Here is a 15,385-nt window from a genome sequence, read left to right on the forward strand (position 1 = left end):
TTATCGATTTTTATCAGTAATTTATTTTCTTTTAACAAGATTGTTAAGAAAGTCGAACTCTTTGGCAAGTGACTTGATATAATTATTTATATTGACTGCGGTTTCTCTGGATTGAGAGCCAAACCTAAGTAGCGTTTCGCTGATATATGGGATATATCGACTTTCGACATGTTACGAAGACAGGATTGAACATGAAAATATTCATTATGCGCCACGGTGAAGCAGAACATTTTGCCAACTCGGATGTAGAAAGAGCGTTGACCAAGCGCGGGAAAATGGCTTCTCTTGCCGTGGCACAAGCTGCAAATGAGCAGGGGATTAGTCAATTCGATAAAGTGCTGGTGAGCCCATATTTAAGGGCACAAGAAACGTGGTTAGAGATCTCTCAGGCGTTTTCTGGAAAGAAAGTAGAAACCTGTGATGATATTACGCCTTATGGAATGTCCGACGATGTGTTTGATTTGACCTTAGCAATGGCTGAAGTAGAAAAACTAGAGACCATTTTATTTGTTTCTCATTTACCTCTAGTTGGCTACCTAACTGCAGAGTTTGCAACAGGCATGGCGCCGCCTATGTTTCCCACTTCGGGCCTAGCGTGTATCGACTTCAACCTTGAGACACAAAAAGGTGAGTTGCTTTGGAACATCAATCCATAAGCTCGTTGAGCTCTGTTTGATGACAAAGTTGCAGACAATTAGAAAGGGCATCTCAATATGATTGGGATGCCCTTTGTTGTTTTTTGGTGAGAGAGAGTTTGTTAACCAGAATTACTTCTCAGGAACCGAAAGCAAGACTAACAGCGCGCCATTGCCGCCAAACTCTAACGGTGCTTGGTGGAAAGCCATCACGTCTGGGTGCTGTGCTAACCACAAAGGCACCTTCTGTTTAAGGATGTGTTTACCGATACCGTGTTGAACACAGGCACACGCCACGCTCTCTTTCACGCATTGCGCAATCATCGCGCCAAGCTCACGTTTGGCTTCTTGTTGAGTCATACCATGCATATCGAGATACACGTCAGGCACGTAGACACCACGACGGAGGCGCTTGACCTCATATTTAGAGACATCATCACGCGCATAACGCGTCGGACCGTCTTCGCTAAGATGCGGAATGAACTCATCCGAGAAATAAAACTCGCTATCACTGGCTTGTCTTGCCGTTCGAGTAATTTCTTTTTGCTTGGCATTTCTTTTTGGCTGCTGGACTATGGTATCCTGTTGCAACTTTTTAACGCCCTTTACTGCATCGTTGAACAGGGCGAAATCGTCATCGAAGTCGGTGTCTTTTTTGCTCATCAGGTTATGAATTCTAATTAGAAACGTAATTAGCAGTATTGTAGCGCTTTTCGGAGACAATTTTGGATAAGATTTTTGTAGAAGAAGCGGTATCAGAACTACACACGCTTCAAGATGTGATTCGTTGGACTGTTAGCCGCTTTAACGCAGCGGGCCTATTTTATGGTCACGGCACTGATAACGCGTGGGATGAGGCAGTACAACTTATCTTACCTACTCTTTATCTGCCGATTGATGTTCCTTCGCATGTGATGAACTCTCGTCTAACGAGCAGCGAACGTCTACGTATTGTTGAGCGCGTAATCAAGCGTATTAATGATCGTACACCAACGGCTTACCTAACCAACAAAGCTTGGTTCTGTGGTCTTGAGTTCTTCGTTGATGAGCGCGTTCTTGTGCCTCGTTCTCCAATTGGTGAGCTGATCGAAGCTCAATTCCAACCTTGGTTAACTGAAGAGCCAACTCGCATCATGGATATGTGTACGGGTAGTGGTTGTATCGCTATTGCTTGTGCTCACGCATTCCCAGACGCTGAAGTAGATGCGATTGATATCTCTACTGACGCATTGCAAGTTGCAGAGCAGAACGTTCAAGATCACGGCATGGAGCAGCAAGTGTTCCCAATCCGTTCAGATCTTTTCCGTGATTTGCCAAAAGAGAAATACAACCTGATCGTATCTAACCCACCTTACGTGGACGAAGAAGATATGAACAGCCTGCCAGATGAGTTTACTCACGAGCCAGAACTTGGCCTAGCAGCGGGTACAGACGGTCTGAAATTGGTTCGTCGCATCTTAGCTAATGCACCAGACTACCTAACTGACGACGGTATTCTTATCTGTGAAGTTGGTAACTCAATGGTTCATATGATGGATCAGTACCCAGAGATTCCATTCACTTGGATTGAATTCTCTAACGGTGGTCATGGCGTATTCATGATCACTCGTGAGCAGCTTGTTGCTTGCGCTGATGAGTTCTCTATCTACAAAGACTAGGTTTCAATTATTAGGTTAGTGCCCCTATCTTAGGGCTGTAAGCTTAGAACCTGACATCTAGTAAGACGTTCGATTTGAAACGTTTTTATTTAAACGCCATGCAGCAATGCATGGCGTTTTTTATTGCCTAGATTAAAGATGTTTGCATTTATATCGAAGACGTTAAGCGCAATATTTAGTTGATTAATATGAGGGCTTATTACATATTGGTGTTTAATATTTAGTCGTTTTAGTGAGTTAAGGAGGATTCACGATGAGCTTTGATACATGGATTTATTATTTATTAGCGGTGCTAATTTTAACGGCATCACCAGGCCCAAGTTCTTTATTGTGCATGACCAAAGGTGTGCAATCTGGCTTTAAATTATCGATATTTACTGCCTTGGGGAGCTTAACTGCGATTACTGGTATTTTAACTTTATCGTTTACCGGGCTAGGGGTAATTATTGCTTCGTCTGAAGTGGTATTTAATGTCATAAAATGGACTGGTGCAGCTTATCTGATCTTCCTCGGTTGGAAGTCTCTGCGCTCTAGCCAACAAGATTATGACAAGTTATCGGATCAACAAGGCGGTGCTCAATCTGTCAAAGAAAGCGCTGCGCAGCATTACTTAAGTGGCTTTATTGTTGGCGCGAGTAACCCCAAAGCTATCTTGTTTTTTACTGCACTTTTCCCACAGTTTATTGATCCCTCAATTGCGCTATTACCACAGTTTACCGTGTTTGCTTTTACCTTCGCAGTGATGGAATTGTCTTGGTTATTGGTGTATGCCTACTTGGGGGCGAAGTCGTCAAATTGGTTGTTTGCGAAAGGTCGAGCCAAGGTCTTTAATCGTGTCACTGGAGGTGTCTTTATTGGGGCTGGCGCACTGCTTTCGACGACCAGTCGAGCATAACTTTCTGTTTTATCAGAGAGGTGAATGATTACAGAATATTCTTGATGCTGTCATAAAAGGTTAATATTAATGTGCTTGCTGCTTTTGGCGAAAAGCCGATATATTGTAGTTACACCATCACGTTCTCAAGGAGAGACATATGCAGCATCAAGAAATGATTCAACACAGTAACTTTGGCGTAATCAGTCGTACTTGGATTTTCTCTACCCTTTCTCTAGTGGGTATTCTTGCTCTAATGTAGTCAGCTTCATGGCTCTATAGTTTTAGTTTTTATTATGAAATCACTTGTTAAAAAGTCTTCAAAGTCAGAACTCTTTCTCTTATAAATGTGGCTTTTCTCATCAGGCTAGCCACTTAACTTTTTCTTAGTCATCTTCTTCTAGCAAGCATCCCCCAGTAATTTACTCCTAGTCACCACTTTCTTCCTGTGGAATGGTTTATCACTTTACCTCTATAAACAAGCGCCATCGCACTTCTGAAGTTGTTACGAAACTGTGATAATCTTAAGTTATCTTTTATCTACAGTGTATCTCTCATGTCTGTCTGGGATTCTATTTCATTTAACAATCGATTTACTGCATTACCTCGACTGTTCTATACCCCAATTCAACCTACACCGCTCAGCAATGTCCAATGGCTCGCATGGAACCATAAGCTTGCGGATGAACTCGGTTTTTTGTCATTTGATGATGCTTCCGAGGAATTGCTTGAAACGTTATCTGGCAATGTTGAACCTGAGCAGTTTTCGCCTGTAGCAATGAAATACGCAGGCCACCAGTTTGGTTCTTATAACCCGGATTTAGGTGATGGAAGAGGGCTGTTATTAGCTCAAATTGTCGCGAAAAGTGGCGAAACGTTCGATTTACACCTTAAAGGTGCCGGTAAAACGCCCTATTCACGTATGGGCGATGGACGCGCTGTTATTCGATCAACCGTTCGTGAGTACTTATGTAGCGAAGCGATGGCAGGGCTCAATATCCCAACCACTCGCGCGTTGGCTATGATGACCAGCGACACACCGGTATATCGAGAGAAGCAAGAGTGGGGCGCATTGTTGGTGCGTGCTGCCGAATCACACATCCGTTTCGGTCACTTTGAACATCTGTTTTATACCAATCAGTTGGCTGAGCATAAGTTGCTGGCCGATAAAGTCATTGAATGGCACTTCCCTGAGTGTCTCGATGAAGAGAAACCCTACGCTGCTATGTTTAATCAGATTGTTGACCGTACCGCGGAGATGATTGCGTTGTGGCAAGCGAATGGTTTTGCTCATGGCGTGATGAACACCGATAACATGTCGATCATCGGGCAAACTTTCGATTATGGTCCGTTCGCGTTTCTTGATGAATATGACCCAAGATTGATCTGTAATCACTCGGATTACCAAGGTCGTTATGCTTTTAACCAGCAGCCAAGAATAGGGCTTTGGAACCTGTCGGCACTGGCTCACTCACTTTCTCCGCTGGTGGATAAGGCCGACTTAGAGGCGGCTTTAGAGCAGTACGAACCGCAAATGAACGGTTACTTTAGTCAGATGATGCGTCGTAAGTTGGGGCTACTTTCGAAACAAGAAGGTGACAGTCGTTTGTTTGAATCTATGTTCGAGCTGATGTCGCAAAACAAAGTCGACTACCCAAGATTTTTTAGAACGTTGTCGAATTTGGATACCTTGCAGCCGCAAGAAGTGATTGATTTGGTTATCGATCGCGAGGCCGCGAAGCTATGGGTAGATAACTATTTACAGCGCTGCGAATTAGAAGAGAGTTCAGTGGTAAAGCGCTGCGAAAACATGCGACAGGTAAACCCGAAATACATTCTCAGAAACTATCTAGCTCAACTAGCTATCGATAAAGCTGAGCGCGGTGATAGTAGCGACATTGACGCTTTGATGGTGGTGCTTGCAAACCCTTATGCGGAACATCCGGACTATGAACATCTAGCGGCTCTACCTCCTGAGTGGGGCAAAGCCATGGAGATAAGCTGCTCGTCATAATCAACTAATAGCGGATTAAGCCGTTAAGATTCAGATAGAGGTCACTAAGTTGTGATCTTTATCTGTTTGTTCTTCTAACTTTACAAACATGTCAATAATCAAACAATCGGCCAGCCTATACACTATGTGAATAAGTTGTAAATTTAATAGGTTTGGGCGATGCCAACAAATACTCGAATTCTCGTGGTGGATGATGATCAAGAAATCCGCGAGCTGCTGGAAGAGTACCTCACAAAATCTGGTTTCGATGTTTCTTCTGTGGGAGACGGTGTTGAACTAGAAGCTCATCTGCAAAACCAAGGTTATCCAGATCTGATTCTGCTTGATGTGATGCTACCCGGTGACGATGGTTTTACCTTGTGTCAACGCGTCCGTAAGCAATCGAATGTGCCTATCATCATGCTGACTGCCGTATCGGATGAAACCGACCAAATTATCGGCTTAGAAATTGGTGCTGATGATTACATTGCCAAGCCGTTTAGCCCTCGTCAGTTAATGGCGCGTATCAAAGCGTTGTTGCGCCGCGTTCAAGTGGTGGATGACAAGACAAGTGATGCATTGCCAAAACAGATTGTTTTTGGTGATTGGACGCTTGATACGTTAGCGCATCGAATTTCCCACAATGAAAACTCGGAAGAGATGGATTTGTCGGGCAGTGATTTTTCTCTGTTGATGTTGTTCTTAACTCGCCCTAACGAAGTTCTCGACCGTGACACTATCTCATTCGCGACCAGAGGCCGTGAAGCGTTGCCTTTTGAGCGAGGCATTGATGTGCAGCTTAGTCGTCTGAGAAGCCGATTGGGCGACAGTGGCAAGTATCCTCACTACATCAAAACCATGCGCGGTAATGGCTATATCCTCGCTGTGCCTGTTCAGTATGAACACTGATAATCAAGTGATGTTAATGAGCACCTCGGCAATGAAGTATTTCCTATGAACGGGTTGAGTCGGTTAAAGCCAAACTCTTTGGTTGCCAGAACATTGTTACTGACCTTGTTAGCTGTGGTGATAGCTCAAGGTATCGCAACGTCTATTTGGTATAGCGAATCCAAACACAAAGAACTGGAGGGGATTCGTTCTGCCTCTTCAAGCATGGCCAATATGTTTGCCTCGACGGTGACTTTCTTCCAGTCTCTGCCCGTTAAATATCGCCATATCGTGTTGGATCAAATCCGCAATATGGGCGGTACGCGCTTCTTCGTTTCTTTCAATAAAGAGGCTTTGATTGTTGAGCCTATCCCTGACACCCGCTTAAAAACCGCATCGATAGAAGCGATAGAAAGTGTTTTAAGTAGCAAGCTCAATAAAGTCGAATCGGTAAGGGTCGACTTTTCGCGACCTGAGCATCTTCGTTTGCTTAAAAATGATATCTATTTAAGCGACCTCCCGCGATCGTGGGCACATCATACTCTAACGTTAGAACCTCTCAATCCTCCTATTCTGGTTGTCCAAATAGAATTAAAGAGCCATGAATGGGTCTATATTGCGGCGTTGTTGCCTGCGCCTTATGTAAAGCTCGACGATACAATTCTCGGTCGGGAACAGGTGATTTTCTTAGTATCTTCAACGCTCATTCTGCTTGTACTTACCTATTTTATGATTCGTCGCCAAGTGCGTCCTCTCAAAAAGTTAGCAAGAGCGGCTAATGAAATGAGTATGGATATTCAGCAGCCTCCGCTTAACGAAGAAGGGGCAACAGAACTGGTCACCGCGACCCGAGCTTTTAATCGCATGCAGCAACGGATTCGTCGCTATGTTGCCGACCGTGAACATCTTTTCTCTGCTATTTCTCATGACTTAAAGACACCTATCACCCGACTCAGGTTACGGGCAGAATTGTTGGAAAGTGAAGTAAAGAAAGACAAATTCAATAAAGATCTTGATGAGCTTGAGATGATGGTTAAAGGTGCTCTTCAGGCTGTGAGAGACACAGACCTTCATGAAAACAATGCCATTATCGATCTCAACGAGATGATGCTCTCTGTAATTGAACTGCACAACCAACATCAAACCTTAGTTGAGTTTGAGCCGTCCGTGGTTGAACCGTTAGTCGCCAAACCATTAGCCATAAAACGTGTGCTGACCAACCTCATAGATAATGCGGTGAAATATGGGAAATCAGCTGAGGTAGATATCGGTAGTGATTCTGTATGGGTGGTTGTGACGATTCAAGATCACGGTAAGGGTATCCCTGAAGACAAGTTAGAGTTGGTTTTCGAACCCTACTTTAGGCTCGCAACCGATGACCAAGGACACGGACTTGGCCTCGGGATCTGTCGAAACATTCTGCATGGACACGGCGGAGATCTCATTATTCGCAACTCCTCTCATGGTGGCCTAGAAGCCAAAGTCTATATACCAAGAGGCTTAGAAGTATAATGTAACAATTGTGTTACATAAGTCTTACCTTTTGTTTCAATCCTAAAAATCAAAATAAGTAGACTCTTTATTGAACCGGACGTCGAGTCCGCTAAACATGGAAGATTATAATGAAAATCAATAAAACCCTACTTACTCTATCTCTTCTTGCTGCCTCAACATTTTCTCAAGCTGGTGAAGTGGAAGTGCTTCACTGGTGGACTGCCGGTGGCGAAGCGAAATCCGCTGCGGTACTGAAAGAGATGATTGAAGAACAAGGCCATACTTGGAAAGACTTTGCAGTGGCTGGTGGCGGCGGTGAAAGTGCGATGACCGTTTTAAAAACGCGAGCAGTATCAGGCAACCCACCATCTGCAGCGCAGATCAAAGGTCATGATATTCAGGAGTGGGGTGGTTTAGGTTTTCTAACGTCTCTCGATGCAACAGCGAAACAAGAACAGTGGGATGAACTACTACCAGAAGTAGTGACTAAAGTGATGAAGTGGGATGGTGAATATGTCGCGGTTCCTGTTAACGTTCACCGTGTTAACTGGCTTTGGGCTAACCCTGTTGTTTTAGAAAAGTCAGGCGTTACGGTTCCAACTACGTTAGATGAGTTCTTTGTTGCTGCAGACAAGATTAAAGCGGCTGGCTTCATTCCACTGGCTCATGGTGGCCAGCCTTGGCAAGACGCGACGGTATTCGAAGCAGTAGCACTTGATGTATTAGGCAGTGAAGATTACAACAAAGCGTTCGTTGATCTTGATATGGATGTGTTATCTGGCGACAAGATGGTGGAAGTCTTCACCAAGTTCAAAAAGATGCGTGACTACATCGACAGCAACTCTCCCGGTCGTGATTGGAACGTATCAACGTCAATGGTTATCAATGGCGAAGCCGCGATGCAAATCATGGGTGACTGGGCGAAAGGTGAATTTACTGCGGCAGGTAAAGTGCCGGGTAAAGATTACATCTGTGCACCAGCTCCAGGTACTGACGGCCAATTTACCTTCAATATCGATAGCTTTGCGTTCTTTGAGTTAAGTGACAAAGAGAACCAAAAAGCGCAGCAAGACCTAGCGAAAACCATTCTTACCAAAGATTTCCAAGAAGTCTTTAACCTTAACAAAGGTTCTATCCCTGTACGTCTAGATATGGATATGTCTAAGTTTGACCAATGTGCGTTGGACTCAATGGCAACCTTCAAAGCAAGTGCTGAATCGGGCGATCTTGTTCCGAGTATGGCTCACGGCCTAGCGACAACAAGCTACGCTCAAGGCGCTATCTATGACGTAGTGACCAATTTCTTCAATGAGAAAGATGCCGATCCGAAACAAGCGGCAGCTAAGTTAGCAAAAGCAGTGAAAGCGGCTATCTAATCAAACTTGATAAGTGACACACAACGCACGTGAGTGTCGGGTTGTGTTGCTTTATCGAACCCCCAGGGTGGGTAGGCTCGTAGGGAGCCTATCTGCTCTTCACTCCCCATTCTAATATGCGTGATGCTGATGTGGTGCCGAAAGGTAAGCCATTGGCTCGATTGTGCAACAAGGATAAGTTATGGAGCATGTTTTGACTGAGTCGACTCCAAAACCAACAAGGAGCCAGCCGGCACCGAAACCGAGTTTTGCTGACAGGTTGCAACATTGGTTACCTAAAATTGTGCTGGCGCCAACTGCGTTAGTGACCGTGGTGTGTATCTACGGTTATATATTTTGGACGGCCGCATTGTCGTTCACCAACTCTCGATTTCTGCCGAGCTTTAACTTCGTTGGTTTAACCCAATATGAAAAGCTGATGGATAACGATCGCTGGATCACCTCAATCACCAACCTCGGTGTGTTTGGTTTTCTATTCATGGCGATTGCTATCTTGTTAGGTGTTGGTTTGGCTGTGTTGCTTGACCAAAATATCCGCCAAGAAGGCGCGATTCGTACCATTTATTTATACCCAATGGCCTTGTCATTCATCGTGACGGGTACCGCTTGGAAATGGATTCTCAATCCGGGTCTTGGCATTGAAAAACTGATGCAAGATTGGGGCTTTACCGACTTCAAATTCGATTGGTTAGTCGACTCTGAAATGTCGGTGTATACCTTGGTTATCGCAGCACTTTGGCAGTCGTCAGGCTTCGTGATGGCGATGTTCTTAGCCGGCCTTCGTGGCATTGATTCTTCAATCATCAAAGCCGCTCAAATTGATGGGGCAAGCTTACCCACTATCTATCTCAAAATCATTCTACCTTGCTTGCGCCCTGTGGTTTTCAGCGCGGTGATCATCACCTCACACATTGCGATTAAGAGTTTCGACCTTGTGACGGCAATGACGGCAGGTGGCCCAGGTTATTCATCGGATCTTCCTGCGCTATTCATGTACGCACACTCATTTACGCGTGGACAAATCGGCCTTGGTGCTGCCAGTGCCATGATGATGCTTGCTGGTATCTTAGCGATTCTCGTGCCTTATCTTTACTCTGAACTTAGGGAGAAAAAGTCATGATGAATAACATCAATTTTGCTCGAATCTTTATTTATTCAGCACTGCTTTTCTTCTGCTTGGTGTATCTAATGCCATTGTTTGTCATGGCGCTGACCTCATTCAAAACTCTGCCAGACATTAAGGCAGGTAACTTGATGAGCTTACCGAAAGAGTGGGTGTTTGATGCTTGGTATAAAGCGTGGGACACCGCCTGTACGGGCGTGAAATGTGAAGGCATCAAAGGCTACTTCTGGAACTCGTTCCAAATGGTGATTCCTGCGGTTGCGATTTCAACATTGCTCGGTGCATTCAATGGTTATGTAGTGACGAAATGGCAATTCCGAGGCTCGAATCTGTTCTTCAGCTTACTGTTGTTTGGTTGCTTCATTCCGTTCCAAGTGGTGCTACTACCAATGGCAACCATGCTCGGCAAGATGGGGCTAGCGAACACAACCATCGGCTTGGTGATTGTGCACGTTATCTACGGCATGGCGTTTACAACTCTGTTTTTCCGTAACTTCTACATCTCGATTCCGGATGAATTGATCAAAGCAGCAAAACTGGATGGTGCAGGCTTCTTTACCATTTTCTTCAAGATCTTATTACCGATCTCTACGCCTATCATCATGGTGACGGTGATCTGGCAGTTCACCGCAATCTGGAACGATTTCTTGTTCGGGGTGGTGTATTCCGGCTCAGAGACTCAGCCAATCACCGTAGCATTAAATAACTTAGTCAACACCAGCACGGGCGTTAAAGAATACAACGTTGATATGGCTGCCGCGATCATCGCCGCGCTGCCAACGCTGTTGGTGTATGTCTTCGCAGGAAAATATTTTGTTCGTGGCCTAACGGCAGGATCAGTAAAAGGATAATTACCCATGGCAACATTAGATTTAAAACAGATCCGTAAAACCTATCGCAACGCGGACAACGAAACGTTAAAGGGCATCGACATCAGTATCGATTCGGGGGAGTTCTTGATACTTGTCGGCCCTTCGGGGTGTGGAAAATCCACCCTAATGAACACCATTGCTGGGCTAGAAAATATTAGCTCGGGTGAAATCGTGATTGATGGTGTTGACGTGGCCCAGGTTGAACCTAAAGACCGCGACATCGCGATGGTATTCCAGTCGTACGCACTTTACCCAAACATGACGGTACGCGGCAATATCGCCTTCGGCTTGAAGATCCGCAAGATGCCACAAGACGAAATTGATGCAGAAGTGAATCGAGTCGCTGAAATGCTACAAATCGAACAACTGCTTGATCGTAAACCATCACAGCTATCTGGAGGTCAGCGTCAACGTGTCGCGATGGGGCGTGCTTTGGCGCGTCGTCCTAAGCTGTATCTGTTCGATGAGCCGCTTTCTAACTTGGATGCCAAGCTGCGTGTGGAAATGCGTCATCAGATTAAACGTCTGCACCAAAAGCTCAACACTACCATTGTTTACGTGACTCATGATCAGATTGAGGCGATGACTCTGGCTGATCGTATTGCGGTAATGAAAGATGGAGAGCTGCAGCAACTCGGTACGCCACAAGAGATCTACACCAAGCCAAACAATATGTTTGTCGCGGGCTTTATGGGTTCACCATCAATGAATTTCATTAAGACCATGGTGGATTTGGATGATGATCAGAATCCGATCATCAAAGTAACGGGTACGTCTGAGCAAGAGCACCACATTCGATTACCACAAAGCATGCGTGAACAAGATGGCAAAGAAGTGGTGATTGGCCTGCGCCCTGAACACATCACTGAGCAGGAAAGTGAAGATGTGTCGGCAACGACCAAGCTAGATTTACAGCTGGAAGTCTTGGAACCTACAGGGCCAGATACGATTGCGATGGTGAAAGTGAACGACCAAGAAGTAGCGTGTCGCTTGTCGCCAGAATTTGAAGTGTCAGTTGGGCAAATGGCGCCGCTGCATTTTGACTTATCAAAGGCGGTATTCTTTGATGCTCAGACTGAAGCGAGAATTGATTTTTAGTTTTTGAGACAGTAGCTCAATGAGAGTCTAAGCTTAAACAAAGGCAGTATCACTAACTTATAATAAGTAACGTGATGCTGTCTTTTTTGTGTTTTAGCCTGTTTTATTTCCTCACGAAAACAGAGGGATAAACGAGATAAATGGATTAACTGCAATAATATCGCTAATTAGCCTCCGTTAGCTCTATAAAGCTGACCGAGAACAGCGTAGGATCGCGCTACTTTAGACCAAATACTAGGTTGCACATTAGTGCATAAACAGAAGAATACATGAAACTAACAGCAAAACCCTCAGCTAGTAACGCTTTACTTATTTCTATTACGACACCGGACTTCAAAGGTGACGAAGCAAAAGAGTCTCTTGCCGAACTTGCTCGCTTAGTAACAACCCTAGGGTTTAAAGTGGTTGGTACTCAATCGCAGCACCACAGTTCAGCTCAACGACAAAACGTGTTGGGTGCTGGTAAGCTTGCGGAAATTGCTCATCTAACTGGTTACCAAGGTTCGATTGAAGAAGCAGAAGATGAAGACTTCCTTGATGAATCAGGCCTATTTGATTCAGAAATCGACGAGCTAGATTTTGATGATCTTCCAACGGGCAATTTCCAATACGGCGCTGCTGATGTTGTGGTCTTTGACTGTGATTTAAGCCCATCTCAACTGCGCACTGTTGAGGCGAGTTTGGGTGTGGAAGTATTTGACCGTACTGGCATCATCATCGAAATCTTCAGCCGTCACGCTCGTACTCGTACTGCTCGCCTGCAAGTTGATATCGCTCGTCTAAACTACTTAGTGCCACGACTTCGTGAAACGGCTGAGGGTGATAAAGAGCGTCAAATGGGTCAGGGCGCCGGTGAAACTTCACTAGAGCTAGACCGTCGTAACGTACGTGACCAAATTGCTGCGCTTAAGCGTGAACTAGTCAGCGTACAAGATGAAATGAAGACCCGACGCACAAGGCGCGCGGAGCTTTTCACTGTTGCTTTAGTTGGCTACACCAATGCCGGTAAATCTTCGATGATGCGTGCAATGACCGCAACCGAAGTGGTGGGTGAAGATAAACTGTTCGCAACGCTAGACACCACGGTTCGTGCGCTTCAGCCAATCACTCAACCGCGTATTCTGGTTTCAGATACAGTGGGTTTCATCAAGAAATTGCCACACGATCTGGTTGCTTCGTTCCACTCAACGCTAGCAGAAGCGCATGATGCTTCGTTGCTGCTTTATGTCGTTGATGCTTCTGACGTTTCATTCCGCGCACAACTTGATGTAGTGCACGACGTATTAGCTCAAGTGGGCGTTGAAGGCAGCGAAAAACTATTAGTGCTGAATAAGTGCGATAGATTGACTGAAGAGCAGCAATTAGAGCTGATCGAAGAATTCCCAGATGCGATGCTAACGTCAACTCGTGATCCTCTGGATATCACCAAACTGCACAAGTACATCGTTGGTGTTGCTGAAGAAGGCATGATCGAAGAAGAGATCACGATTCCTTATTCTGGCCAAGGCATCATTGGTGAGATTCGCTCAAACATGAGTGTGGTAAAAGAAGAGTACGACTACGAGTGTATTAAGTTGACCGTTCGCTCTAGTGAAATTGACTTAGCTCGACTGAAAAAGCGTATGCAGAAATCTTGATCGTCTATCTAGTTTAGATAAGAACGCCTAAAGAAAAAGCGACCTTAGTGGTCGCTTTTTTTATTCGTTGAGCTTAATTAACGCTACATTGAAATGCCTATGCCATTCTTTGCGTTGGCTTCCAACGTGCTAGCTCTGGATCAAGTTTGATACCTTGTGAAGTCAACAAGTTAACACGAGCCAAGTACGCCGCACCGTGCATCAAATGCTTAGCAAGGTCGACCGCATTACGCTGTTGGTAATCGTCTAGGTAGCTGTCTTTCGCCCATGCGTTGAATGCGCCAAGTGCCGGGCCTGCCCATACTTGGTAATCCATCTCACGACCTTGTTCGCCCGTGTTTGACCAACGGCTCGAAAGCCCCAAGTACCAACGGAAGATCAACGCCATTTTGCGTTTTGGATTGCCTTCAGCACGTTCGATCTGTTTAGGGTCGCGCTCGTTAAAGTGCGCCACAGTACCAGCCCAAATATCATCCAGAGTTGAACGGAATACCTGCTTCTCTAGCTTTTGACGCTCTTCAACTGGAATCGCTTCAATCGAGTCGTAACGTGTGTAGATCTCGTACAGCTTGTTTGCACGCATTGGGAACAAGGTGCCACGTTTAACCACTTGCAGCTTCACGCCCATTTCGAACATGTCTGCTGCCGGAGCCATAGTCACGTCAGCCATTTCGGTTGTCGAAAGTAGCTTACGTGTGTGCTCGCTCGCGCCAGCCTCAACACACGCTTGGTTGATAGAACCGGTAACAATGTATGCCGCACCCATGTTAAACGTTGCTAGAGCAGCGTCAGGCGTACCTACGCCACCACCACAACCGACACGTAGCGGTGTTTTGAATTGGTACTGAGCTTGGATTTGCTCTTTCAGGGCAAGAATCGTTGGTAGTAGAGTTACTAGCGGACGATTATCGGTGTGACCACCAGAATCGGCTTCTGCAGTAATGTCATCCGCCATAGGAACCAGCTGTGCTAGCTCCATCTGTTCTGCTGTGATTCGGCCTTCATCAACCAAAGCTTGCAGCATTTTCACAGGAGCAGGCTGCATGAACTTACTAGCGACTTCAGTACGGCTTACCTTAGCAATAACCTTGTTGCCAATCTGAATCTCACCTTGTGCATCGCGGCTAAGGCCAGCGGCACGGTAGTGAACGATTTGCGGTGTTAAACCTAAGAATGCTGAAGCCTCAACCGTTTTCACTTTGTGCTTCAAAAACAGCTCAACACTACCGCGCTCTAGCGCGGGTTCACTTGGGCTGTGAATCAAGTTAAACGCGTAAGGACCGTTTGGCAGTGCAGCTTGAATGCGGTTGATAGCTTGCTCAACGCGAGACGGGATTAAGCCCGCCGCGCCAAATGAACAAAGAATGCCTGCCTGGCCAAGCGCAATCACCAACTCTTCAGATGAAATGCCGTTAGCCATTGCGCCCGCGTAGTAAGCGTATTTCACGCCGTGGCAGCGACGAAAATCTTCGTCGCCTAGGCTTTGTGTACCAAGAGCGGGAGCAAAGGCGCTAACAGGTTGGCTGTTCGAAGAGCTTGCTGAATCGCTTGATGCAATCTCAGCTTGTTGGCTTACGCCTAAGCCTTTTTCTGGGTGGTTCACCACGTAACAAGCAAGGCTTAAATCTTTCAAGATTGTCGACATTGCTGCGTTATCGAAACGCGTTGTGTTCTCTTCGATCTGCCAAGGCCACGGAGATAGCTTTTCGTTATTGATTGTAGTTTGAGTTGTCATAG

The 15,385-nt window shown here is 45.6% G+C and carries 13 protein-coding genes; 11 read left to right on the forward strand and 2 right to left on the reverse strand.

The features are described 5' to 3' along the window. Positions 1-191: 191 nt before the first annotated feature. Positions 192-656 (forward strand): phosphohistidine phosphatase SixA, encoded by a 465-nt coding sequence (gene sixA / locus AB4558_RS04255; RefSeq protein ID WP_372073024.1) that lies wholly within the window; start codon positions 192-194, stop codon positions 654-656. A 111-nt stretch (positions 657-767) separates the two neighbouring features. On the opposite strand, the gene smrB is transcribed toward sixA, so the two are convergent. Continuing rightward, positions 768-1,298 (reverse strand): endonuclease SmrB, encoded by a 531-nt coding sequence (gene smrB, locus AB4558_RS04260; protein ID WP_372073022.1) that lies wholly within the window; start codon positions 1,296-1,298, stop codon positions 768-770. Between the two features lie 62 nt (positions 1,299-1,360). Between smrB and prmB the strand changes: the two genes are divergently transcribed. From prmB to hflX, 10 genes are all read left to right on the forward strand, one after another. Continuing rightward, positions 1,361-2,293: a 50S ribosomal protein L3 N(5)-glutamine methyltransferase gene (gene prmB / locus AB4558_RS04265; protein WP_017060640.1), complete on the forward strand. Its 933-nt coding sequence runs from the start codon at positions 1,361-1,363 to the stop codon at positions 2,291-2,293. 253 nt (positions 2,294-2,546) lie between these two features. Beyond that, positions 2,547-3,188: a LysE family translocator gene (locus tag AB4558_RS04270; protein ID WP_017060639.1), complete on the forward strand. Its 642-nt coding sequence runs from the start codon at positions 2,547-2,549 to the stop codon at positions 3,186-3,188. 535 nt (positions 3,189-3,723) lie between these two features. Beyond that, a complete protein-coding gene (locus AB4558_RS04275; RefSeq protein ID WP_372073020.1) occupies positions 3,724-5,181 on the forward strand; it encodes a protein adenylyltransferase SelO in 1,458 nt (485 codons plus the stop codon). Positions 5,182-5,340: 159 nt separating this feature from the next. Next, a complete protein-coding gene (locus tag AB4558_RS04280; protein ID WP_017060637.1) occupies positions 5,341-6,069 on the forward strand; it encodes a response regulator in 729 nt (242 codons plus the stop codon). Between the two features lie 45 nt (positions 6,070-6,114). After that, positions 6,115-7,560, forward strand: a complete 1,446-nt coding sequence (locus tag AB4558_RS04285; protein WP_372073018.1) for an ATP-binding protein — start codon at positions 6,115-6,117, stop codon at positions 7,558-7,560. A gap of 110 nt (positions 7,561-7,670) precedes the next feature. Then, complete coding sequence (locus AB4558_RS04290) at positions 7,671-8,918, forward strand: ABC transporter substrate-binding protein (protein ID WP_372073016.1); 1,248 nt, start codon at positions 7,671-7,673, stop codon at positions 8,916-8,918. A 181-nt stretch (positions 8,919-9,099) separates the two neighbouring features. Further along, a complete protein-coding gene (locus tag AB4558_RS04295) occupies positions 9,100-10,038 on the forward strand; it encodes a carbohydrate ABC transporter permease (protein WP_009848503.1) in 939 nt (312 codons plus the stop codon). Beyond that, positions 10,035-10,892, forward strand: coding sequence for a carbohydrate ABC transporter permease (locus AB4558_RS04300; protein WP_009848502.1), 858 nt, complete (start codon positions 10,035-10,037; stop codon positions 10,890-10,892). Before AB4558_RS04295 ends, AB4558_RS04300 begins: the two co-directional genes overlap by 4 nt. A gap of 6 nt (positions 10,893-10,898) precedes the next feature. Next, positions 10,899-12,011 (forward strand): ABC transporter ATP-binding protein, encoded by a 1,113-nt coding sequence (locus AB4558_RS04305; protein ID WP_017068959.1) that lies wholly within the window; start codon positions 10,899-10,901, stop codon positions 12,009-12,011. Positions 12,012-12,280: 269 nt separating this feature from the next. Next, the gene (hflX, locus tag AB4558_RS04310) at positions 12,281-13,648 is read left to right on the forward strand and encodes a GTPase HflX (protein ID WP_017056924.1); all 1,368 of its coding nucleotides are present in this window, start codon (positions 12,281-12,283) and stop codon (positions 13,646-13,648) included. 97 nt (positions 13,649-13,745) lie between these two features. On the opposite strand, the gene pfaD is transcribed toward hflX, so the two are convergent. Then, positions 13,746-15,383 carry an eicosapentaenoate synthase subunit PfaD gene (gene pfaD, locus AB4558_RS04315; protein WP_372073013.1) on the reverse strand — a complete coding sequence of 546 codons (1,638 nt, stop codon included), beginning with the start codon at positions 15,381-15,383 and terminating at the stop codon, positions 13,746-13,748. Between the last annotated feature and the right edge of the window lie 2 nt (positions 15,384-15,385).

Origin of the sequence: Vibrio sp. 10N.222.51.C5 (assembly GCF_041474575.1) — a bacterium.
GTDB classification, from domain to species: Bacteria; Pseudomonadota; Gammaproteobacteria; order Enterobacterales; family Vibrionaceae; genus Vibrio; species Vibrio crassostreae_C.